Source organism: Exobacillus caeni (genome assembly GCF_005747095.1).
GTDB classification, from domain to species: domain Bacteria; phylum Bacillota; class Bacilli; order Bacillales; family Guptibacillaceae; genus Exobacillus; species Exobacillus caeni.
The window spans coordinates 244,050-267,075 of sequence record NZ_SWLG01000003.1; the positions used below are offsets into that span (position 1 = coordinate 244,050).

The 23,026-nt window shown below is 43.3% G+C and carries 25 protein-coding genes and 1 tRNA gene; 17 read left to right on the top strand and 9 right to left on the bottom strand.

What is annotated here, in order from left to right; genetic code table 11:
- Position 1: 1 nt before the first annotated feature.
- The 5 genes from FCL54_RS05260 to cax all read right to left on the bottom strand — a co-directional run bounded on the left by FCL54_RS05260 (position 2) and on the right by cax (position 5,436).
- The gene (locus FCL54_RS05260) at positions 2 to 1,501 is read right to left on the bottom strand and encodes a tripartite tricarboxylate transporter permease (RefSeq protein WP_138124011.1); all 1,500 of its coding nucleotides are present in this window, start codon (positions 1,499 to 1,501) and stop codon (positions 2 to 4) included.
- 5 nt (positions 1,502 to 1,506) lie between these two features.
- On the bottom strand, positions 1,507 to 1,980 hold the full coding sequence (locus FCL54_RS05265; protein ID WP_138123928.1) for a tripartite tricarboxylate transporter TctB family protein: 474 nt from the start codon (positions 1,978 to 1,980) through the stop codon (positions 1,507 to 1,509).
- A 66-nt stretch (positions 1,981 to 2,046) separates the two neighbouring features.
- A complete protein-coding gene (locus FCL54_RS05270; protein WP_138123930.1) occupies positions 2,047 to 3,078 on the bottom strand; it encodes a tripartite tricarboxylate transporter substrate binding protein in 1,032 nt (343 codons plus the stop codon).
- A gap of 246 nt (positions 3,079 to 3,324) precedes the next feature.
- Positions 3,325 to 4,077 carry a type I methionyl aminopeptidase gene (gene map / locus FCL54_RS05275; RefSeq protein WP_138123937.1) on the bottom strand — a complete coding sequence of 251 codons (753 nt, stop codon included), beginning with the start codon at positions 4,075 to 4,077 and terminating at the stop codon, positions 3,325 to 3,327.
- A 303-nt stretch (positions 4,078 to 4,380) separates the two neighbouring features.
- The gene (gene cax / locus FCL54_RS05280; RefSeq protein WP_138123939.1) at positions 4,381 to 5,436 is read right to left on the bottom strand and encodes a calcium/proton exchanger; all 1,056 of its coding nucleotides are present in this window, start codon (positions 5,434 to 5,436) and stop codon (positions 4,381 to 4,383) included.
- A gap of 283 nt (positions 5,437 to 5,719) precedes the next feature.
- On the opposite strand from cax, the gene FCL54_RS05285 reads away from it, so the two are divergent.
- The 15 genes from FCL54_RS05285 (at position 5,720) to FCL54_RS05355 (ending at position 19,296) form a co-directional block, all read left to right on the top strand.
- Positions 5,720 to 6,907 carry an ATP phosphoribosyltransferase regulatory subunit gene (locus FCL54_RS05285; RefSeq protein ID WP_138123941.1) on the top strand — a complete coding sequence of 396 codons (1,188 nt, stop codon included), beginning with the start codon at positions 5,720 to 5,722 and terminating at the stop codon, positions 6,905 to 6,907.
- Positions 6,904 to 7,563, top strand: coding sequence for an ATP phosphoribosyltransferase (gene hisG, locus FCL54_RS05290; protein WP_138123943.1), 660 nt, complete (start codon positions 6,904 to 6,906; stop codon positions 7,561 to 7,563). Before FCL54_RS05285 ends, hisG begins: the two co-directional genes overlap by 4 nt.
- Positions 7,541 to 8,821, top strand: coding sequence for a histidinol dehydrogenase (hisD, locus tag FCL54_RS05295; RefSeq protein ID WP_138123945.1), 1,281 nt, complete (start codon positions 7,541 to 7,543; stop codon positions 8,819 to 8,821). The genes hisG and hisD overlap by 23 nt, the downstream gene beginning before the upstream one ends.
- Positions 8,814 to 9,407, top strand: coding sequence for an imidazoleglycerol-phosphate dehydratase HisB (gene hisB, locus FCL54_RS05300; protein WP_138123947.1), 594 nt, complete (start codon positions 8,814 to 8,816; stop codon positions 9,405 to 9,407). The genes hisD and hisB overlap by 8 nt, the downstream gene beginning before the upstream one ends.
- A 3-nt stretch (positions 9,408 to 9,410) precedes the next feature.
- On the top strand, positions 9,411 to 10,040 hold the full coding sequence (gene hisH, locus FCL54_RS05305; RefSeq protein ID WP_138123949.1) for an imidazole glycerol phosphate synthase subunit HisH: 630 nt from the start codon (positions 9,411 to 9,413) through the stop codon (positions 10,038 to 10,040).
- A 6-nt stretch (positions 10,041 to 10,046) separates the two neighbouring features.
- Entirely contained in the window at positions 10,047 to 10,766 is a 720-nt protein-coding gene (gene hisA / locus FCL54_RS05310; protein WP_138123951.1) for a 1-(5-phosphoribosyl)-5-[(5-phosphoribosylamino)methylideneamino]imidazole-4-carboxamide isomerase, read from the top strand.
- A gap of 3 nt (positions 10,767 to 10,769) precedes the next feature.
- Positions 10,770 to 11,528, top strand: coding sequence for an imidazole glycerol phosphate synthase subunit HisF (gene hisF / locus FCL54_RS05315; protein WP_138123953.1), 759 nt, complete (start codon positions 10,770 to 10,772; stop codon positions 11,526 to 11,528).
- Positions 11,525 to 12,160: a bifunctional phosphoribosyl-AMP cyclohydrolase/phosphoribosyl-ATP diphosphatase HisIE gene (gene hisIE / locus FCL54_RS05320; RefSeq protein ID WP_138123955.1), complete on the top strand. Its 636-nt coding sequence runs from the start codon at positions 11,525 to 11,527 to the stop codon at positions 12,158 to 12,160. The genes hisF and hisIE overlap by 4 nt, the downstream gene beginning before the upstream one ends.
- 239 nt (positions 12,161 to 12,399) lie before the next feature.
- Complete coding sequence (locus tag FCL54_RS05325) at positions 12,400 to 14,019, top strand: tetratricopeptide repeat protein (protein WP_171016689.1); 1,620 nt, start codon at positions 12,400 to 12,402, stop codon at positions 14,017 to 14,019.
- 127 nt (positions 14,020 to 14,146) lie between these two features.
- On the top strand, positions 14,147 to 15,097 hold the full coding sequence (gene trxB / locus FCL54_RS05330) for a thioredoxin-disulfide reductase (protein WP_138123959.1): 951 nt from the start codon (positions 14,147 to 14,149) through the stop codon (positions 15,095 to 15,097).
- Between the two features lie 367 nt (positions 15,098 to 15,464).
- Complete coding sequence (locus tag FCL54_RS05335; protein WP_138123961.1) at positions 15,465 to 15,923, top strand: NUDIX hydrolase; 459 nt, start codon at positions 15,465 to 15,467, stop codon at positions 15,921 to 15,923.
- A gap of 68 nt (positions 15,924 to 15,991) precedes the next feature.
- On the top strand, positions 15,992 to 16,882 hold the full coding sequence (gene rapZ, locus FCL54_RS05340) for an RNase adapter RapZ (protein ID WP_138123963.1): 891 nt from the start codon (positions 15,992 to 15,994) through the stop codon (positions 16,880 to 16,882).
- Positions 16,879 to 17,850 carry a gluconeogenesis factor YvcK family protein gene (locus FCL54_RS05345; RefSeq protein WP_138123965.1) on the top strand — a complete coding sequence of 324 codons (972 nt, stop codon included), beginning with the start codon at positions 16,879 to 16,881 and terminating at the stop codon, positions 17,848 to 17,850. The genes rapZ and FCL54_RS05345 overlap by 4 nt, the downstream gene beginning before the upstream one ends.
- Positions 17,851 to 17,898: 48 nt before the next feature.
- On the top strand, positions 17,899 to 18,843 hold the full coding sequence (whiA, locus tag FCL54_RS05350) for a DNA-binding protein WhiA (RefSeq protein ID WP_138123967.1): 945 nt from the start codon (positions 17,899 to 17,901) through the stop codon (positions 18,841 to 18,843).
- A gap of 198 nt (positions 18,844 to 19,041) precedes the next feature.
- Positions 19,042 to 19,296, top strand: coding sequence for an HPr family phosphocarrier protein (locus FCL54_RS05355; protein WP_138123969.1), 255 nt, complete (start codon positions 19,042 to 19,044; stop codon positions 19,294 to 19,296).
- A 102-nt stretch (positions 19,297 to 19,398) separates the two neighbouring features.
- Here the strand turns inward: FCL54_RS05355 and clpP are convergent, their stop codons facing one another.
- The 3 genes from clpP to FCL54_RS05370 form a co-directional block, all read right to left on the bottom strand.
- A complete protein-coding gene (gene clpP, locus FCL54_RS05360; protein ID WP_138123971.1) occupies positions 19,399 to 19,983 on the bottom strand; it encodes an ATP-dependent Clp endopeptidase proteolytic subunit ClpP in 585 nt (194 codons plus the stop codon).
- 186 nt (positions 19,984 to 20,169) lie between these two features.
- Positions 20,170 to 20,574, bottom strand: a complete 405-nt coding sequence (locus FCL54_RS05365) for a YhjD family protein (protein WP_138123973.1) — start codon at positions 20,572 to 20,574, stop codon at positions 20,170 to 20,172.
- Positions 20,575 to 20,751: 177 nt separating this feature from the next.
- Positions 20,752 to 20,830 (bottom strand) — tRNA-Arg (locus FCL54_RS05370).
- A 247-nt stretch (positions 20,831 to 21,077) separates the two neighbouring features.
- Here FCL54_RS05370 and FCL54_RS05375 point away from each other — a divergent pair.
- Positions 21,078 to 21,362, top strand: a complete 285-nt coding sequence (locus FCL54_RS05375; protein ID WP_171016690.1) for an atypical membrane-integrating protein (Mistic protein) — start codon at positions 21,078 to 21,080, stop codon at positions 21,360 to 21,362.
- A gap of 219 nt (positions 21,363 to 21,581) precedes the next feature.
- On the opposite strand, the gene FCL54_RS05380 is transcribed toward FCL54_RS05375, so the two are convergent.
- Entirely contained in the window at positions 21,582 to 21,869 is a 288-nt protein-coding gene (locus FCL54_RS05380) for a hypothetical protein (protein ID WP_246055144.1), read from the bottom strand.
- 208 nt (positions 21,870 to 22,077) lie between these two features.
- On the opposite strand from FCL54_RS05380, the gene FCL54_RS05385 reads away from it, so the two are divergent.
- Positions 22,078 to 22,923: an alpha/beta fold hydrolase gene (locus FCL54_RS05385; RefSeq protein WP_138123977.1), complete on the top strand. Its 846-nt coding sequence runs from the start codon at positions 22,078 to 22,080 to the stop codon at positions 22,921 to 22,923.
- The last annotated feature ends 103 nt before the right edge of the window (positions 22,924 to 23,026 follow it).

The following is a 23,026-nucleotide window of genomic DNA, read 5'->3' on the forward strand; positions in this document are numbered from 1 at the left end:
TCTATGCAGATAAATCATTATTGTTGTTCAGATTGCCTTTTTTCGAAAGCTTCCCTTTTAATATTGGAAAGGTGAGTGAAAATAGAGAAATAACAAGCAATGATACGGTTACAGGACTTTCAGAAAATACTCCATAGTTTCCGTTAGAAATAGTTAAAGCCTGCCTGAATGATTGCTCCATCATACCGCCTAAAATAAACGCTAAAATAAGCGGAGCGGCTGGGAAAGAAAACATTCTCATTAAATATCCAAGTACGCCAAAGCCAAGCAATAGATAGAGGTCAAACGTACTGAAACTAACACCGTATACGCCTATCATACAGAAAACGATAACAAGAGAAATTAGCAATGCCTTTGGAATATAAAGAATCTTGGCGATAAACGGGATCAAAGGCAAATTTAAAATTAATAGAAAGACGTTACCAAGGTACATACTTGCGATGACTCCCCAGAAAACATCGGGGTGATCTGTCAGCATCAATGGTCCTGGTTGAACACCTACGACAAGCAGAGCTCCTAACAATACTGCTGTTGTACCGGATCCTGGTATTCCCAACGTCAACAACGGAACAAAAGCACCGCTTGTTGCAGCGTTATTAGAAGTTTCCGGTGCTGCAAGCCCTTTGATGTTTCCCTTTCCAAATGAAGAAGGATCTTTCGAGATTTTCTTTTCGGACAAGTAAGACATAAAGGAAGCGATCGTTGCACCTGCACCAGGTAAAACGCCAAGAATAAAACCGAGTACAGAATGCCGTGCAATCGGACCAGAGATTTCTTTTGCTTCACTTCTGGTAATCTTAAGGCTTCCGACGCTCTGATCTCCTTCGAACATTTTCTTTTTACGAGTTAAAATAAGTGAGCAGACTTCAGCTAATGCAAAAAGACCGAGTGCGATAATCAAGAAATCGATTCCTTCCAGCAAGTTTGGATTTCCGAATGTGAACCGTTGTGTACCAGTCTGCTGATCGATTCCGATTGTCGCTATAATTAATCCGAACGTTGCTGAAATAAGGGCTTTCGTAGTGGAGCCTTCCGATAAACTTGCAATGGCCGTTAATCCAAGAAGCATGAGAGCAAAATACTCGGTCGGGCCAAATGAGACGGCAAAGTCAGCCATAATTGGAGCCACAAGCATTAAAGCAACAACACTAATCGTTCCGCCTGCAAAGGAACAAATCGCTGCGATTGCAAGTGCTTTGCCGGCTTTACCCTGTTTAGCTAATGGATATCCATCGAAGGAAGTCGCAACAGTCCCTGATATCCCGGGGGCATTTAACAGTATAGAAGAAGTCGATCCTCCAAAAACTGCACCGTAATAAACGCCTGCCATCAAAATTAGAGCCGAAGCAGGGTCCATACCGTAGCTGAGTGGAATCATGATGGCAATTGCGGAGATTGGTCCCAATCCCGGGAGCATTCCGATAAGTGTTCCGGCAAGGACGCCGATAAATACGAATAATATGTTTTGGAATGTTAACACGACTTGAAACCCATAGAGCATGTTATTTAGTGTTTCCAAGCTAAGCCCTCCTTTCTAGAATGGCAGTATTCCTGTGGAAGATAGATTTGAAGTAAGTAGTTAAAAGAAAAATAAAGTACTACTGTAAATCCTAATGAGACGGAAATAATCGATTTCCAGTTTGTATAACCGAGAATGCGAGAAGTGACGATTAAAAAAATAATCGTTGTTAGTAAGAACCCTAGAAATTCAAACAATAAAATATAGCCCAGGATTAATCCGAAAACAGAAAGCAGAATGGCCACTTCTTCTTTTTTTAGTTTAAAAGCCGGTTTTTCATGAGGACTTTGAAAAAACAACAGGACCGATAATATCGCTAATAAAACACCAAGCCCTTTCGGAAGTGCATCAGCATCAACGATTGAATATGAAAAAGCAGGCAATCGGTAGCTGGCAATTAAATAGATGATGGCAAAAACAAACAGTACAATCGATACTTTCCGATCAATACTTTTTAACATTTGGTAACACCTGCCTTTAAAAGAGGGGAAGGCCAGCCTGAAGCCAACCTTCCGTTATTGACTTGCTTATTTTTTTAAACCAACTTCATTCATCAATTCTTCCATTGTTTTATATTCTTCATCTAAAAACTTCTTGAATTCCTCACTGGACATATAGTTATCATTCCAGCCAAAATTATCTCGTTGTTCTTTCCATTCATCTGTCTCCATCATCTCTTTGATCGCGTTTTCATAGTAAGCAACCGCTTCCGGGTCCATGTCTTTTGGTCCCATGAAACCGCGCCAGACAACAAATTGATCATCGATTCCCTGTTCTTTTAAGGTTTTAAACTCAGATACTGTTTCGCCTTCGAGCGGTTCTGGAGCGGTGATCGCCAGTACTTTAACTTTTCCAGCTCTTGCTTGTTCAGTTGCTTCTGCAAGACCTGTAGAATAGACATCAACTTTTCCGCCTAGAAGCATACTCATGCCGCTTCCATCCTGTGCAGAAACGTATTTTAATCGTTTTACATCGACGCCCCCGGCTTTAACGGCTTTTACAAACTGCATATGGTCCATGCTTCCGGGTGCAGAGTCACCAACAACCGAAATAGATTGCGGGTCTTCTTTCAATGCTTCAATAAGATCGTTCATATTGTTGTAAGGCGAATCAGCAGAAACTACGAATGCTGCATAGTCAGCGATAACACCTGCAATCGGGGTGAAATCATTGTGCCCTAAATCAGACTGTCCATTTAACGGAACGAAAAGGATTGGCGGCGATGTTACGAAAAGGGTATGGTTTCCGCCTTTTTTATCAACGTAAGCCCAGCCTACTGCTCCACCGCCACCTGGCTTGTTAACTACCGCCAGTCGCTTATCAATAATATTTGTTTGTTCCATAACCTTAGAAACTGTACGTGCTGTCGTATCCCAACCGCCGCCCGCTCCTGCTGGGGCGATCACTTCAATTGGCTTTTCAGGCTTCCAGTCATCTGTTGCCTGACCATCGTTGCCGTTGTTTCCGCTGTTACCTGAAGATTGATTGCTTCCACACGCGCTTAGAACCAGAGCAATGACCAGAACTAATGAAAACAGTAAACTTCTTTTGTTGAACAATGTTAGATCTCCTCCTACTTTTTGTAATCGCTTTCAAACGATATCTCCACTATAAATGACAATTTAGCGAATTTTAAGAAAACGTAAATAAGCTCTATTTATTCCATTCTGGGTATTTTGTTCATAATGTTCACGGGGGGATAATTTGAAAATGGGAAAAGCATTGAACACAAAAAAGAACAACAGACAAATGTCCGTTGTTCGAGAATTGTTTCCGTTTCTTTTTTGTATCACATATCCGGCCAGTTATTCATCCTGCTCTGTCAAAATCAGCGGACCTTCACTCGTGATAGCGATCGTATGCTCATACTGGGCAGAAAGCTCTCCGTCTACTGTCCTGGCTGTCCAGCCGTTATCACCCATGATGCTGTGATAGAGGCCGAGGTTCAGCATCGGTTCTACCGTAATAACCATACCTTCTTTTAACCGTGGACCAGTTCCGGATGTTCCATAGTGAGGGATCATCGGCTGTTCATGCAGTGTTGGGCCGATGCCATGTCCTGAGAAGTCTCTAACTACAGAAAGGCCGTGGCCTTCAGCAAAGGTTTGAATCGCGTGGCCGATATCGCCTATCCTGTTTCCTTCTACGCATTGCTCGATGCCGATATAAAGCGCTTCTTTGGTTAGTTTTAAAAGTCTGTCTGCTTCTTCAGATACATTTCCGACACGGTATGACCATGCAGAATCCGCAAGTCCTCCGCGGTAGTTCACGACCATGTCGACCGTAACAATATCCCCTTCTTTAAGAGGGGTGTTTCTCGGGAAGCCGTGGCAAATTTCGTCGTTAATGGAAGCGCATGTTGCATATTCATAGCCATGGAATCCTTTTTGCTCGGGGGTTGCGTCATGTTTTTTGAGGTATGCTTCAACGAATTCGTTGATTTCTATCGTCGTGATACCTGGCTTTATCATTTTAGCGATTTCTTTATGGCAGTTAGCGAGAATTGTCCCCGCTTCATTCATTAGTTCGATTTCACGTTTTGTTTTTCGATTGATCAATTAGACTCACCTCGTTTATTAGTCTACGTTATTGAGCGGTGGAAAGCGACTATGTTGATGTGGGAATAGGCACATTATTGCTCTCCGGGGGCGCCTCATTGGGGACATAGCTTCTTACATGCGAGCATGACGCAGCTATTCCCCAATGAGTCTGGTCGCTTCGCTCTGTGGTCTTAATTTTTAAAAGGCTTAAAATAACTCCCAAAAATTGCTTACAGTTTTTTTATCCAAAAATCATTTTACCAGATTGCAGATATAAATGAAAAACTGCCTGGGAGGCCAGGCAGTTTAGTGTATGTTTTTTTACAACATATAAAATCCGATTCCCATGATCACATACGCAGCTAGGAGGGTCATTCCTTCAAACCAGTTCGTTTCGCCGTCGTTTGCAATGACGACTGTAAGGAGAACAGCTGAGCCCATTGCGATTAGTTCTGGTAGTGTGAAGATGAGTGACATGTTAACCGGAAAGAAAATCGAAATTAAAACGAGCAATGGTGCGACGAACAATGCGATTTGAAGGGTAGAACCAACTGCGATTTCAACCGCAACGTCCATTTTGTCTTTAAACGCCATAATAACCGCAGAAGCATGCTCCGCGGCATTCCCAACAATCGCTACGATAATGATCCCGATAAACAATTCACTCCAGCCAAATGTTTCACCCACGGTTTCGAACGTATGTACAAGGCTCTCGGATACATACGCAACTGCAACTGTTGCCAGAGCAAGTATACCAATAGATTTTCCTTTACTCCATTCCGGCTCTTCATGTTCTTCTGTTGATTCTTCCCCACGCTGGTATACCCCTCGGTGAGTGACGAGTTTAAAGAACAAAGCAGCAAGGTAGAGTATTATCAAAATAATGGAAATTCCAACACTCAGGTTGAATGACTTTGTCTCAGTCATCTCCATTGAAAATACTTCTGGAATAACAAACGCAACTATCACTGCAAACATTAACAGCCCCGAGTTATGGCGGGCATCATGAACATTAAAGTGCTGCCTTTTGTATTTTATTCCGCCTATAAAAAAGGATAGTCCAGCAACGAGCAGAAGGTTTCCTAGTACAGAACCTGTAAGAGATGCGAGAACAATTCCGATAAGTCCTTCTTTTAGTGCGAAAATAGAGATGATCAGCTCGACGGCGTTTCCGAATGTAGCATTCAACAGTCCCCCGATTCTCGGCCCGGCAATTACAGCAAGGCTTTCCGTAGCCCTTCCCATGTATGCGGCAAGCGATACGATCGTTAAGCAATAGATGATAAACATTAGTGTTTGTGACCAGTGCATCAAGCTGCCGATTACAGACAGCGGCACCCCTGCGATAACCATTAGAAAAAAGATTTTGTTCGTCATGTTCCACAACCTTTCCTGAGTACATTGCCTGCTTTTTTAAGATACACTACCCTTATTATAGGTTTCCAAATCAGTATAAAAAAGCCATTTTTTAGCGGGAAAACTTTATTTTTAAACAAACGTTTGATTAACATATGAAACTCAAGGAAAATAGTATAAAGACAGAGAATTGCAAAGGATAATAGTTAGTCGTTGACGGTATTTTAAAAGACGTGTAAACTACATAATAAGTTCTTTATTTTGCTATCACATTAGCGAACTAAAGTATTGGAGGCGGATAAAAATGACCAGACCTTTCGTGTTTGAAAAACCATTGGGTATGCGGGATACGCTCCCTTTATTATATGAAACGAAGAAAAAAATTCGGAGAAAAATGGAAGCGGTCGTACAGAGCTGGGGATACCAGTTCATTGCTACTCCAACTCTTGAGTATTATGATACTGTCGGCTCTGCTTCTGCGACGCTTGATCAGCAGCTGTTCAAGTTGATGGACCAGCAGGGCAAGACGCTTGTACTAAGGCCAGACATGACTTCCCCGATTGCCAGAGTGGCAGGATCAAGCTTGAAACAGGAGCCGTATCCGCTCCGTCTTGCTTATGATGCGAATGTTTTCAGAGCTCAGCAGCATGAAGGCGGAAGGCCGGCAGAGTTTGAACAGGTCGGGATCGAACTGATCGGTGACGGAACGACGAGCGCGGATGGAGAAGTGATCGCGCTTATGATCGAAATGCTGAAAAAAGCGGGAGTAGGGCAATTTCAGGTTGCGATCGGGCATATCGGCTTTATTCATTCCGTGTTTGTCTCGATTCTTGGAAACGAAGAGCGGGCGAACAAACTGAGACGCTTTTTATACGAAAAAAACTATGTCGGTTATCGCCAGCATGTGAAAGAACTCTCCCTTTCTTCTATTGATAAGCACCGTTTGCTGGAGCTTTTAAAGTTGAGAGGCGGAAAAGAAAGCATCGAACGGGCTTACGAGTTGTTGCCTGGTACGGAAGGGGAGCGCTTCATAAATGAACTTTCCAACCTCTATGCGATTTTAGAAAGCTACGGGGCAGCCGACACATTGAAAATCGACTTAACGCTCGTTAGCCATATGAATTATTACACAGGAATCGTATTTGAAAGTTATGCCGAAAATCTTGGAGTGCCGATCAGCAACGGCGGGCGGTATGACGAGCTTCTGGCAAAGTTTGACCGGCCGGCACAGGCCACAGGGTTTGGAATTCGCCTGGACCGCCTGGTGGAAGCGATAGATCAGAGGGAAGAGCCTTCAGCTGCTATAACTGGAATCATTTTCAGCCCTGAACGCAGGCAGGAAGCGATCGAGCTTGCCCGTGAAAAAAGGGAAGAAGGCAAAATGGTCGTGCTTCAGGATCTTAACGGCGTCCAGGATGTTGATGCGATGTCCGAGCAGTTTGCAGACGTCATTTATTGTATCGGTAAAAACGGCAGAGGAGGCAAATCATGAAGGAATGGTTAACCGTTGCGATGCCAAAAGGAAGAATTTTTCATGAAGCAGTCGACCTGCTTCGAAAAGCCGGCTACGATTTGCCGCCAGAGTTTGATGATTCTAGAAAGCTGATTTTAAATATAGAAAACGAACGGCTCCGCTTTATACTTGCGAAACCGATGGACGTGCCGACATACGTGGAACACGGCGTCGCTGATGTGGGAATCGCGGGAAAGGATGTTATGCTTGAAGAAGAGCGGGACGTGTATGAGGTCCTTGATCTTAAAATAAGCGGCTGTTATCTCGCTGTAGCTGGCCTGCCGGAACAAACGATACAGGATGTCGCCCCGAAAGTGGCTACGAAATATCCAAATGTTGCCTCAAAATATTTCCGTGAGCAGGGAGAACAGGTGGAGATTATAAAACTGAACGGTTCCATTGAGCTTGCTCCATTGATCGGGTTGGCCGACCGAATCGTCGATATCGTTTCGACTGGACGCACGTTAAAAGAAAACGGCCTTGTTGAGCTTGAGCATATAATAGGGATCACGTCTCGTTTTATCGTAAATCCGGCAAGCTATCGCCTGAAAGATAAGGTGATCGATGATATGGTCGAGCGGCTCTCGGAGGTTGTGGAAGGAGAAAGTAACGATGAAAATAATTCAGCTGAATGACAGGGTGTCTTTGCGGCGAAACATTGAAGAAGGAAATGAGCAGCAGCTGAATAGTGTACTCGACATCCTTTCTCAGGTAAAAAAAGAAGGCGACGATGCACTGGTGAGTTTGACCGAAAAGTTTGACCGAGTGAAGCTTGCATCCTTAAAGGTAACTAAAGAAGAAATTGAACATGCCTACAAACAGCTTGATGAAGAAATCATCAGCTATATAAAGGAAGCAGCTGTTAATATAAAAGCTTTCCACGAGCGCCAGACACGACAGTCTTGGTTTTCTACTTCAGATGATGGAACGATGCTCGGGCAAAAAGTTACCCCTCTTGATTCAGTAGGTGTATATGTGCCCGGCGGAAAGGCAGCCTATCCTTCCTCTGTCTTGATGAACGTGCTTCCGGCTAAGGTTGCAGGCGTGGAAAGGATCGTGATGGTTTCTCCTCCGAGCAAGGATGGGACTCTGCCTCCTGGCGTACTTGTGGCAGCTAATGAAGTGGGCGTTGATGAAATATATAAAGTTGGCGGTGCGCAGGCAGTCGGTGCCCTTGCTTACGGCACCGAGAGCATTCAGGCTGTTGATAAAATTGTAGGTCCGGGAAATATCTATGTGGCACTTGCCAAGAGAGAAGTATTCGGCCTTGTAGATATCGATATGATTGCCGGTCCGAGTGAAATCGTGGTGCTTGCGGATGGAAATGCAAATCCTGCTTATATTGCAGCAGATTTGCTGTCCCAGGCGGAGCACGATGAACTGGCAAGTGCAGTTCTTGTCACGACTTCACAGGCACTAGCAGAAAAGGTTAGCGAAGAAGTGGACAGGCAGTTAGAGCAATTGCCGAGAAAGGACATTGCTGGTGCCTCGATCGAAAATTTCGGTGCCGTGTATGTAGCTGGCTCAATGGAAGAGGCAGTACAGGCAGTGAACCAGCTGGCACCTGAACACCTTGAAATCATGGTCGAAGACCCGATGGCTTTGCTTGGAAAAATTAAGCACGCCGGAGCTATCTTCCTGGGGCCGAACAGCTCAGAGCCTGTTGGCGATTATTTCGCAGGACCGAACCATGTGCTGCCGACAAATGGAACAGCAAGGTTTTCAAGCCCGTTATCGGTAGATGATTTTATAAAGAAATCAAGCGTCATTTCTTACAGTAAAACGGCGATTGAACAAAACGGCCGAAAGATTGCTGCGCTTGCAAGGTTAGAAGGGTTAGAGGCTCATGCCAGAGCAGTCGAAGCACGATTGGAGGACAAAGAAAATGATTGAAAGAAGAGAAGCAACTATTGAACGTAATACATCAGAGACCCAGATCAGCCTTTCTTTTGCAGTAGATGGCGAAGGGAATGCAAGTCTTGAAACAGGGGTTCCTTTTCTGACACACATGCTGGATTTATTCACAAAGCATGGAAAGTTCGATCTTTCCATCACCGCGAACGGAGATACGGAAGTCGATGACCACCATACAACAGAAGACATCGGGATCGTGCTTGGACAGGCATTGAAAGAAGCGCTTGGCGACAAGAAAGGGATCCGCCGTTACGGCAATGCGTTCGTACCGATGGATGATGCGCTTGCTCAAGTAGTAGTGGATCTGAGCAACCGTCCGCACCTGGAGCTTCGCGGAGAAATTCCGGCGTCAAGAGTAGGAACATTTGATACAGAGCTAGTCCATGAGTTTTTATGGAAATTAGCGATCGAAGCAAGGATGAATCTTCATGTGATCGTGCATTACGGCCATAATACCCACCATATTATTGAAGCTGTTTTTAAAGCGATGGCAAGGGCGCTCGATGAAGCAACAAGCATCGATCCCCGCGTAAAAGGCATTCCGTCGACAAAGGGGATGCTGTAAGCGATGATCGGCATTATTGATTATGGGATGGGGAACCTGTACAGCGTCAGTAAAGCCCTTGAACGATTGGGTTTTGACTATTTTTTATCAGAGGATCCGGAAGAACTAAAGAAAGCGAGCGGGCTGATCCTTCCCGGTGTTGGCTCGTTCCGGGATGCGGCTTCGATTTTAGAAAAAACAGGCCTAAAGGATTTTATTTTATCAGAAGTTGAAAAGGGAACACCATTGCTCGGTATTTGCCTTGGCATGCAGCTTTTATTTGAAGAAAGTGAAGAAAACGGTGTATCAAAAGGGCTTGGCCTGTTGCCGGGAAGAGTTCTTCGATTTGAGGGAGTGACTGAAGACGGAACAAAGTATAAGGTTCCTCATATGGGCTGGAATAAACTTCGGTTCCACCATCCGGAGTCGCCGCTTCTGACAGATCTTGAAGAAGAGCACGTCTATTTCGTGCACTCTTATGTTGTCCATACTTCTAGTCCAGATGTTGTGATTGCATCGGCTGATTATTATGGTGAGGTGCCGGCAGTCGTCGGAAAAGGCAATGTTTTTGGTACACAGTTTCATCCGGAAAAAAGCAGTGCAGAGGGGCTTGGAATTTTAAGCAACTATGCGGAATTGATAGAAAGGAAATGATCTTCTATGAGTTTTAACATATATCCGGCAATCGATATGAGGGGCGGCAAGTGCGTGAGGCTTTTGCAGGGAGATTATAATCAGGAAACGGTTTATGGCGATTCTCCTTTTGATATGGCAAAAGCATTCTATGAGCAGGGTGCCGAGTGGATCCATATGGTTGATCTGGACGGGGCGAAAGAAGGGAAGCGTGTGAACGATACGGAAGTGCTCCGTGTTGCAAAAGAGCTTCCTGTAAAAGTGCAAATCGGAGGCGGCATCCGAACCGAAGAGGACGCGGAGTTTTATCTTAAACAGGGTGTTGACCGGATTATTCTTGGGAGCAGTGCGATCTCGAACCCTGACTTTGTGAAAAAAATGCTTGCAAAGTACGGTGAAAAGATTGCTGTCGGCATTGATGCGAGAGACGGGTATGTAGCGGTGGAAGGCTGGTTGAAGACTTCAAAGGTGAAAGCGGTGGACCTCGGCAAGGAGCTTGCTGAACATGGAGCCGAAGTGTTTATCTTCACCGATATTTCAAAGGACGGCATGCTGTCAGGCCCGAACACAAACGCAATCGCAGAGCTTGGCCGGGAAACTGGAAAAGAAGTGATCGCATCCGGTGGTATCAGTTCACTTGATGACCTGGAAGAATTAAAAGCTAGAGGAAGCAACATCGGGGGCGCGATTGTAGGAAAAGCGCTTTATACGAAGAAATTTACGCTTACAGAAGCGCTTGAGGTGTAACGTATGCTGACAAAACGAATTATTCCTTGTCTTGATGTAAAAGACGGACGCGTTGTAAAAGGCGTGCAGTTTGTCGATTTGAAAGATGCAGGAGATCCAGTTGAGCTTGCCGCTTTTTATGATAAAGAAGGCGCAGATGAACTTGTCTTTCTTGATATTTCTGCCTCCCACGAAGGCAGGGATACGATGATCGATGTGGTACGGCATGTGGCTGCTGAACTGGCGATTCCGTTTACAGTTGGCGGTGGAATCAATAAGCTAGAGGACATGAAGCGTGTGCTTAGGGCAGGTGCTGATAAAGTATCGATGAATACTGCAGCTGTCCTGAACCCTGAGCTTGTAAAAGAAGGCGCTGATTACTTTGGGACTCAGTGCATCGTAGTTGCGATCGATGCAAAATACGACCCTTCGATCGATTCCTGGAGAGTTTACACGCATGGGGGAAGAAAAGCCACCGACTGGGAAGTGATCGAATGGGCGAAAACGGTTGAGGAAAACGGGGCGGGAGAAATCCTCTTAACGAGCATGAACGCCGACGGGGAGAAATCCGGGTTTGATATTAAACTGACCAAAGCAGTTAGCGAAGCGGTGAACATTCCGGTTATTGCTTCAGGAGGAGCAGGGAATGCTGATCACTTTGATGAAGTATTCAAGGACGGAAAAGCAGATGCCGCACTTGCTGCATCGATCTTCCATTATAAAGAAACATCTGTATCAGAAGTGAAGGATTTTTTGAAGAAACGCGGGGTGACGATTCGATGAATATATCTAAAGTTAAGTTTGATGACAAAGGCCTTGTACCGGCGATCGTACAGGACGCGAGCAGCAAAGAAGTGCTAACGCTCGCTTACATGAACGAAGAATCTCTTGGAAAATCTCTGGAGTCCAGGGAAACATGGTTTTACAGCAGGTCCCGCCAGGAGCTGTGGCATAAAGGGGCAACTAGCGGAAACACTCAGAAAATCATAGACATTCGCTATGATTGCGACCAGGATGCATTGCTCGTTCTGGTAGAACCAAGTGGTCCTGCATGCCACAGAGGATCGTATTCCTGTTTTGATGATTCGCTTTTAGGAAAAGAGGTTCGGACATCTGAAGAACGGTTCCAGATTTTTAACCAGCTTGAAGCAACAATCGCTAAGCGTGAAGCTGAGCGTCCGGAAGGTGCTTACACAACGTACCTCTTTGAAGAAGGCGTGGATAAAATATTGAAGAAAGTCGGTGAAGAAGCGGCAGAGGTGATCATCGCCGCCAAAAACCGCGATCAGGAAGAGCTGAAATGGGAAGTAGCAGATCTCTTCTATCACGTCCTGGTCCTGCTAAGGGAGCAGGAGTGCCCGCTCGATGAAATCCTAAACGTCCTGAAAGAACGCCACACACCAAAGCCTGAATAGACAAAAAAAGTTAGTTATCCACAAAAGCTCGGGGGTCTGACCCCCGAGCTTTTGTGGACAGTTAAAAAGTCCTTTTTCATCCAATAAAATGGTAAATAATATGCATCTTTGCTTAATTTCCCTAACTGAAATGGGGGAAAGTGTGTTATACTTTTCATCGGTTATCGATAGATATAGATAGAATGAAAATAGAAGATAGAAAATAAAAAATAGATTACTACTTAATAATGGGGGAAATTATGTCGAAGGAAATTAATGCTGCAAAGAAAAGCGGTCGGTTAATTCCTTTCATTCTGAATGGGGAGCACTTTTTTCAAAAAGGAATGCGCGCTTATCATCAACGCAATCTGCATAAAGCAAGAAAGTACCTTGAGCGTGCAGTGAAATTTGATTCAGAGGATACTGAAATTATCTGCCAGCTGGCTGCTGTGCTAGCAGAAATGGGAGAATACCAGGCCTCGAATGAATGGTTAGACTACATATTGTCTGAATTGGACTCAGAGCTTCATGAATGCTATTTCTTTATGGCAAATAACTATGCCCACATCGGAATGTTCCAGGAAGCGGAGGAAAAAGCGAAACAATATTTAGAAAAAGAACCGCACGGCGATTTTCGTTTAGATGTAGAAGAGTTAATCGAATTAATCGAATATGAAACAGACGATCATTTTGAAGAAGCGCTCGGGGAAGAGGAAATGCTGATCCAGAAACACGAAAGTGCCCGATCAGCGATCGAAAGCGGGGATTTTGAACGCGCTATTCTTCTGCTTGACAGCATGACAGAAGAATATCCAACTTTCTGGCCGGCTTACAACAATCTCGCACTGGCTTATTTTTATTCCAATCAATACGATGAAGCGATCGAGGTATTGAACAACATTTTGTCCAAAAATCAGGGAAACTTAAACGCTGTTTGCAACCTTGCCCTGTTTTATCATTTTCTTGGCCATTCCAAAAAGAGCGAGGCCTTTTTAGAGCGCTTAAGAAACGTTTATCCGATCCATCCGGACCATCGCCATAAGCTTGGCAGTACGTTCGGAATACTTGGGGAATACGAACTTGCATACAGATGGCTTCATTCGCTTCAAAACACAAGGTACGGCATGGATCATCAGATCTACCACTGGCTCGCTGTATCTTCCCTTCATATGGGGAATAAAAACAAAGCATATAAGTACTGGAAAAAGACCGAGGACCTTGATCCTGAAGGAGAAGTGGCTCCTTACTTCCTGTACATGCTTGAATCAGGCAAGATCAATTTGAAAGAGGCGATTTTCCAATATCGCATTCCCGAGGGGAAAGGGCTTGATGATGATCCTTTTTTAAACTTGATCGGCAGTGTGTCAGGAGCTGAAAAAGCAAAGCTCGTCCATTTGATGCTATTAAGGCAGCATGCGAGCTCTGAAGGGGAAGAGATCCTTCGCTCTTATATCGGCAGAAAAGAAGAGCCTTATTATTTAAAAGAAATGGCAGCTTATGTTTTACTGAAGCACTGTCCTGATGAGCCCGCTGTTATTTTAGACAGGGATGTGCCACGGACATTTACGAACGAAAGCGATTTTCCTGAAAATGTCCTTCATAGTGTGGGAATCGTTGAAAAGCTCTATAAAGCAAATTTTTCAACAGCGGAATTGAATGACATATTGTCCAGTATATGTACACCTTTATATATTCAGTCGCAGACTGCTCCGCTATCATTTAAAAACCGTGATGCCTGGACGGCTGCTATCATATACGCCTGGAAAAAGGTAAAAAAGCAGCCTGTTACACAGCGGGAGCTTGCTGAACAGTTTGGGGTTTCAACTGCTTCGATCGCAAAATATGTAAAACGAATCCATGCCATTCTTAACCGGCCTTAAGTGTGAGCAATTTCATAGACTTCCCGGAGCGACCTGATATAGGATAATAGTCAAATAAACTAATTAAGTTTAGATCAAACAAAAGTCACAGAAAGATATTCGACTGGTTGTGAAGGAAGGGATAAAGATGACGGAAGAAAAAATTTATGATGTGATTATTATTGGAGCAGGTCCCGCTGGAATGACGGCTGCTGTTTATACGTCACGTGCAAATCTGGATACGCTGATGATCGAACGCGGAATTCCTGGTGGGCAGATGGCTAATACAGAAGATGTGGAAAACTATCCGGGATTTGACCATATTCTTGGACCGGATCTTTCTACTAAAATGTTTGAACATGCGAAACAATTCGGTGCACAGTACCAGTATGGCGATGTAAAGGAAGTCCGTGATGACGGTACTTACAAAACCGTTGTAACCGGAAATGGCGAGTTGAAAGCCAAAGCTGTGATCATCGGGAGCGGTGCAGAATATAAAAAGCTTGGTGTTCCCGGAGAAAAGGAATACAGCGGACGCGGAGTTTCATATTGTGCAGTTTGTGACGGCGCCTTTTTCAAGAATAAGGAGCTTGTCGTTGTCGGCGGTGGAGACTCTGCTGTCGAGGAGGGTGTTTACCTTACAAGATTCGCATCAAAAGTAACGATTGTCCATCGCAGAGACCAGCTTCGTGCCCAAAAAATCCTGCAAAACCGTGCTTTTGATAATGAAAAGATCGATTTCATCTGGAACCATTCGGTCAAAGAGATTCTTGGCGAAAACGGCAAGGTAAGCAAGGTGCTTCTAAGTAACACAGAAACAGGAGAAGAGAAAGAATTTAATACAGATGGCGTATTTATCTATATCGGCATGCTGCCACTTAACGAAGCGGTGAAAAATCTGGATATCACGAATGAGGAAGGCTATATCCTCACTGATGAAAACATGGCTACAAAGGTGCCCGGCATTTTTGCGGCTGGGGATATCCGCGATAAGACACTTCGCCAGATCGTTACAGCAACAGGTGACGGCAGTATCGCTGCTCAATCTGTCCAGCATTACATCGAAACACTGGAAGAAAAAGAGAAAGTGACTGTCTAAATTCACGTTATCTATATAAACGAAATCTCATTTTAATTCTCTTGTAACAACGCTGAAATATAGATGGGGTACACTATAAATAGATTTGACCCCCTTTAATATATTTTTTTGGCACGGTTAACCTCCGTGCTCTTTTTTTTGCCCTCTTTTAAGAGTGCCAGGCACCAAAAATGGACAAATGTCCATAATTGGTGCCTGGCACCCTCTAATACAATCCCGTTTCATTGTTAGGCATTGTAAATCATAGTATACTTATAGAGGGAACAGAATAAGGATACGAACGAATTTTTATAATAGATATCGACTAATTAATCATCATTTGCCTGCAGGTTTCCTTTTGATGATAGTAGAAAACTGAGGTGACATTATGCAAAGAGTTACAAACTGCATCCTGAAAAAAGATGATCAAGTTCTAATGCTTCAGAAACCTCGCAGAGGCTGGTGGGTTGCACCAGGAGGAAAGATGGAGCCGGAAGAATCGATAAAAGATTCTGTTGTTCGGGAATTTCGCGAAGAAACCGGGATCTATTTAAAGAACCCAACATTGAAAGGAATCTTCACTTTCATAATCAAAGAGAATGACACCATCGTTTCGGAATGGATGATGTTCACGTTCCTTGCAACAGAGTTTGACGGCGAATCGGTTGATGAATGCGAAGAGGGAAAGCTTTCATGGATTCCTGCCGATGAGATGCTTGATTTGCCTATGGCTCCGGGAGACCATCATCTCCTGGAATATGTGCTGAAGGGAAGCGGCATGATCTTTGGAACATTTACGTATACCCCGGATTTCAAATTGCTGTCCTATCGACTCGATCCATCCTAAAAACGGGAAAGCTTCCTGGCTTTAGAAGCATTAATAAAGTTTGAGATTTAGAAACGGAGTGGAGAAACATGGCCGAAGTACAAGAAAAAATTAAAATGGTCATAATTACAGGGATGAGTGGAGCAGGTAAAACAGTTGCGATGCAGAGCTTTGAAGACCTTGGTTATTTCTGTATCGATAACCTGCCGCCGACATTGCTGCCCAAGTTTGTAGAAATGGTAAATGATTCAGGCGGCAAACTCAACAAGGTTGCCCTTGTTATGGACTTAAGGGGAGGGGACTTTTTCGGCCATCTGGTCGAATCAGTGAACGAGCTTCGTTTAAACGACAGGATCGATACACAGATCCTTTTCCTGGATGCCAAAGATCCGGTTCTTGTAAGACGGTATAAAGAAACGAGGCGTTCTCACCCGCTTGCTCCAGAAGGTCTTCCGCTTGAGGGAATCAAGCGCGAAAGGGAAATGCTTTCAGAGCTGAAAGGCATGGCGCAGCAAATTATCGATTCGAGTGATATTAAGCCTGTGCAGCTCCGCGCACGGATCATCGAGCGGTTTTCCGATAAGACCCAGCATTCCTTTATGGTAAATGTAATGTCTTTCGGCTTTAAATACGGCATTCCGATCGATGCGGATCTTGTCTTTGATATTCGCTTCCTTCCTAACCCCCATTATGTCGATCACTTGCGTCCCAAAACAGGAATCGATGAAGAAGTATCGAACTATGTATTTAAATGGACAGAAACCCATAAGTTTCTTGAAAAGCTGATCGATCTGCTGGCGTATATGCTGCCGCAATATCAAAGGGAAGGCAAGAGCCAGCTTGTCATCGGAATCGGCTGCACCGGGGGAAAACACCGTTCTGTGGCCCTGGCAGAATATATTGGAAAATACTTTATGAAAGACTACAAAACAAATATTACGCACCGTGATATTGAAAAGGGAAGGGTTAAGGTTACATGACAGAAAATCAGAAGCCAAAAGCCGTTGTGATCGGAGGAGGAACAGGGCTTTCGGTGCTATTGAGGGGACTTAAAACTTTCCCTGTTGATATAACTGCAATCGTGACTGTAGCAGATGATGGAGGAAGCTCAGGGCGTTTGCGGGATGAACTTGATATTCCTCCTCCAGGTGATGTGCGCAATGTACTGACGGCACTTGCCGAAGTAGAGCCATTGCTTGAAAGCTTGATGGAACACCGCTTTAGAAACGGTAACGGCCTTTCCGGCCATTCTATGGGGAACCTGATGCTGGCGGCCATGACCGATATTACAGGAGACTTCGTGCGTGCGATCGGGGAGCTGAGCCGCGTTTTAAACGTTCGCGGAAAGGTTCTGCCGGCAGCAAACCATAGCATCGTCCTCCATGCGGAAATGACGGACGGTACGATTGTAAAAGGGGAATCTAAAATTCCAAAGACTAATAAAAAAATAAAGCGTGTCTTTTTATCCCCTGATGATATTAAAGCCCTTCCTGAATCTATAAAGGCCATACGACAGGCAGATATTATCATTCTCGGTCCGGGCAGCCTTTATACGAGTATTTTGCCTAACCTGCTTGTTCCGGGCATCGCCGAAGAAATCAGGCGATCAAAAGCGAAGAAAGTGTATGTCTGCAATGTTATGACCCAGCAGGGGGAAACGGAAGGCTATACAGCAAGCGATCATGTCAAAGCGATTACAGACCATGTTGGCCATCGGTTAATGGATACGATTCTTGTGAACAATGCCCAAATTCCGATCGGGCATGCTGAACGTTATGCCGAAGAAAGAGCAGAAGTTGTGCACTATGACGAAAATCGATTGAAGAGCTTTGGTTTTCGAGTAGTAAGTGATAAAATAATTCAATACGACAAAGAATATATTAGACATGATGCTGTTAAAATGTCTCGTCTTTTGTTAAGTTTGCTAAAAGATAAAGTAGAACAATAAAACCATATGAAGGGTCAGTGGGACCCCTTAGAAAGGGGGAGGCTAAATTTGTCTTTTGCTGCCGATACAAAAAAAGAATTAACACAACTAGAAATAAAATCGTGCTGTGCGCGGGCTGAATTGGCTGCGCTGATCCGGATGAACGGTTCCATCTCTTTTGGGAACCGGCAGCTCGTCCTGAACATCCCCACTGAACATGCAGCGATTGCACGTCGAATCTATACGCTGATCAAAAGAGTATACAATTATGACGTGGAGCTTCTTGTCCGGAAAAAAATGCGCCTTAAAAAGAATAACGTTTATATCGTCAGGCTCTCCAATAATGCGAAGGAGCTTTTGGAGGATCTGGGAATCATCAATGAACTATTTAGCTTTACAAGAGAAATATCTAAAACGGTTACAAAGAAAACCTGTTGCAAACGTTCATACTTACGAGGAGCGTTTCTCGCCGGTGGTTCGATCAATCATCCTGAAACATCTTACCATCTTGAAATCTTCTCGAGCTATGAAGAACATACCCAGTCTCTCTGCGAAATGATGAATGATGTATTTGAGCTGAAGGCGAAGATGCTCGAGCGTAAAAAGGGATATATCGTCTACATTAAAGAGGGAGAAAAAATCACAGAATTCCTGAACATTGTAGGAGCCCATCGGGCACTGCTGTATTTTGAAGACGTTAGAATTATGAAAGATATGAGAAATTCCGTCAATCGACTCGTGAATTGTGAAACAGCGAACTTAAACAAAACGGTCGATGCAGCTATGAGACAGGTAGAGAATATCCGTTTTATCGAGCAGGAAGTAGGGCTCGATATATTGCCGGACAAGCTCAGGGAAATAGCGGAACTTCGGGTGAAGCACCAGGATGTTACACTGAAGGAACTCGGTGAAATGCTATCAGGTGGAACCATAAGCAAGTCAGGGATCAACCATCGTTTAAGAAAGATAGATGCAATTGCAGAAAAAATACGGGCGGGAAAACCGGTTACTTGATTTTCCGCTTTTTTTCAAAAACTATGTAAGCGTAACCAGGTTGTTCTCCTGTTCGAGAAGAAGGCAACAAAAAACCTGCTGGATAAATGAATGTTTACATAGATGGAATGATGGCAGGACTTTTGGATAGAAGGAAGTATTAAATATAGAAATAGATCTGGTAAAGGAAACTTGAATGAATAGAGGGAGGAATACAGGTTGGTAGAAAAGGAACTCGTCGTAAAGCTTGAAACTGGTTTGCAAGCAAGGCCGGCTGCACTTTTTGTCCAGGAGGCAAATCGCTTCCAGTCAGAAATTTTTTTAGAAAAAGACGGAAAGAAAGTCAATGCAAAAAGCATTATGGGAATCATGAGCCTTGCAGTAAGCACAGGTTCTAAAGTAATCATTACAACAGACGGTAACGATGAAGTTGATGCAATGGAAGCGCTGACTGAGTTTGTCAAAGGTGAGTAGCTCGCAACAGGAAGGCTTAATGGAAAAGAAAATCTTCTTTGCTTTAAAGCCATCCATATAAAAAAATCCCTCTTTTGGTTAAGAGGGATTTTTGATCATCTTTTATTTCTTTTCAAGCACTTCATCGATCAAACCGTATTCTTTAGCTTCTGCTGCTTCCATGAAGCGGTCACGGTCAGTATCGCGCTCGATCGTTTCAATATCCTGCCCGGAACGTTCAGCAAGAATTTTATTGATCTTTTCACGCATTGCGATGATACGCTTCGCATGGATTTCGATATCCGTTGCCTGTCCCTGCGTGCCGCCAAGCGGTTGGTGAATCATAACTTCACTGTTCGGAAGGGCATAGCGTTTACCCATCTCACCAGCAGTTAACAGGAATGCTCCCATTGATGCTGCCATACCGATACAGATTGTTGATACATCAGGCTTAATGAAGTTCATCGTATCATAAATAGCCATACCAGCTGTGATCGATCCTCCTGGACTGTTAATATATAACGAAATATCTTTATCGGGATCTTCAGCAGCAAGGAATAAAAGCTGTGCAACTACTGTGTTTGCAACGTTGTCATCGATTGCGCTTCCAAGCATGATGATTCGGTCTTTTAATAGGCGGGAATAAATGTCATAAGCTCTTTCGCCACGGTTCGTTTGTTCGATTACTGTAGGGACTAAAATACTCATTGAAAATCCTCCTTTTAATTAACTGATCATAACAGGTCTTATGTACGTTTCTGTAATCCAATCATACAAAAAAGGTCAGGATAGGTCAAATGTTACGCGTTGAAAAATCCTGAAGAAATTGAAATCAGTTATTTTATTAATAGTAACCTGCCGCTGGTTTTATGCTCCTCAACCATTTTCCCCTTTTTATTTTGATTTAAACCGTTGATTTTGCTGATTTGCTAAAACATTTCCGGGGTGAGGATTTGAAAGGTATGAATAAAGCAAATTTTCCACCTTATTACGGATTCGATCCACTGAATAGTTAAACCTTTTTTCATATCCTCTATGATAAATCGTATATTCAATATATCCCCTCGATTGTTTACCCTCCATCACCTTTATGGAAGCTCTCCTCAAGAAAAACTTGCTCTCTTTTAAATCATAGGAGACACGGGCCATCGTTAATTCCAATAACCTTATGTAAGGACCGGGCAGTTTAAAAGATATTTTTTTAATATTGCTTAAGTCCAGCTCTATAACTTTCTTTACATAGGGGAGAATAATAAAGCGTACGATATGTTGTAATTCTTCCTGTTGAAGTTCATTCATTGTTATCCTCCTCACCCGCGTCATCGAACGTACGTTTGTATATAACATACTATGCCCGAATGCTGGAGTCAATAACCATGGAGATGAAACGATTTTAGCGGGAGGGGAGAACGGCAGGTTTTTCTCTAAAAAACAAAAAACCATCCATTGGTAGATGGATGGGACTAAGTATATGTATGGCGCGCCCGGAGGGATTCGAACCCCCGACAGACGTGGTACCGGAAACCACCGCTCTATCCGACTGAGCTACGGGCGCATAAAAGTATTTTAATCAGTGACAGAGATTAATATATCATATTTTTCTACTCTGCGCAATACTTACTTCTGCGAAACTACTCTGAGATCTCTTTATCATCAAGTAACTATCGTATTTCTTATATTTGACGCTAAAAATATACGTAAATGTTTGTCATGTTATTCAGGCATAGGGAATAAAAAGGTTTTAGAAGTGTATTTCACCCCCGATCAAGGTCATACTAACTAAAAAAACGGGGGCAGAGCCATTGAAAATCTCCAAAAATGAAAACAAGAAACTAAGCGATATCATCGATCAGTTAACTGATGGCCTTGATTCGCTCGTAGAAATTTATAACGATTCAGAAGAGGATGTTCCGTTAATCGCCTTTAAACCAAACGTAGTGGAAAGTATTGAAAAGGCTAAAAAGGTATATGGAGCAAAGCATGTGGATGACAAGATCAATAAGATTGTCCAGGAGACTCTTTCCTGGCTTCCGTTAGATGAGATAGACCTGGGTGATGAAGAGGAGGAAGAGGACGATGATGATTGATCCTCTTCTTTTTACGTATAGGGAAGTATAAGCAAAAGAGAAGACTCGACATCGATAGAGTAAGCCGTCTTCTCCTTATAGGTTGCTGGTCAGCGGTTTTTTAGTTATCAACATTGTGGAAAACAAACCTGTGGATAATGTGGATAAAGTTACTATGAGCTTAAAAACAAATATATAAACTGTGGATAGAGATGTGTATATGTTAATAGTTTTGATCAATCAGGTATCTTCTTCGTCGCACCCTTTATTTGAGTCCTTTTTCTTAAAAGTTCCGTTCATCGTGTTTTTGAATCCAGAATGTAAACCGGTTGCACATAGACCGAGCCAGAGGCCGACCAGGAAAGATTTCTTAAAATCTCCCGGTGCTACATAAATCAAACTCAGTACGATCCCGACTACTATTGATAAGACCGGCGATAGGCGGGAAGACATCCCAAAAATTCTTGCAAGTTGAACTAGTCCAATAATCACTGGCAACAAGGCAACTCCATAAACACTGATGTCCATGACTGCCCCTCCTTATTTCTTTCATATTTACTAGTTTATGCAGCATTTAATAGAACGGAACAGGCATGTTTACTATATTTATGAGATAACGATCGTGATGGACAGGTATTGTTAAATAAGATGATGGAGAGTTTGTATCCAGAATGTAACTGGGAGATGGTATACCTATGTGGATAAGAGTTAACTAAAATATAAAAGAGGGGATAAAGTGAAAGATTCAAAGATAACACTTCATGACCAGGCAGTTCATCTAGTCGATTATGGTGGAGAAGGAGAGGTTGTTCTTTGCGTCCATGGCTTAACGGCGAATGCGAGGTGCTGGGATTCCGTAGCTGAGCGTTTAACAAGTCACTTTCGTGTACTGGCGATTGATTTAAAAGGAAGAGGGGACAGCCAAAAGCCTGATTCAGGTTATTCAATCTCACAGCATACAGAAGATATAAAGGCGTTGATCGATGTTCTTGGTTTAGAAAAAGTAATTTACATGGGTCATTCTTTAGGGGCTCTTATAGGCGTTTGTTTCGCTGCGACTTATCCACAATATCTCTCAAAACTGATTCTGGTGGATGGAGCAGCTAATCTAGACGGACAAGTATTTGAAATGATCAGGCCGGCGGTTGAACGGCTTGGCATAACGTATTCTAGTTATCAATCATATATTTTAGAAATGAAAAAGAATCCATTTTTAGATAAGTGGAACGAATATATTGAACAGTACTTTTATTCCGATGTTGATCACTTTCCGGATGGTTCCGTTCGGTCTAAAGTGAGTCAAGGAGCGATTAAGGCAGAGCTTGATTCTCTTGAGAAAACCGATATTAACAGCCATCATAAATCGATTCAAACCCCAACGCTGCTTCTATGGGCGCAGGATTCATTCAAGAATGGAAAAACCTTTATGCTTTCAAGAGAAAAAGGAAAAGCACTTGCTGAAAAGTGGCCGGAAAGCCGCTTTGTAGAAATAGAAGGTGCGAACCATTACAGCATTATTTTTAATGAATATAATGTTTTGGTAAAAGAGATTAAAAATTTCATAAATCCTAAAATGCTTTAAAGAGTCTTTTGGTACCGACCCCCGAAAGTTAGAGTAATAAATCTAACTTTCGGGGGTGTTTTTATGGCCAAATATAGTGAGGAATTTAAAATAAAACTTGTCA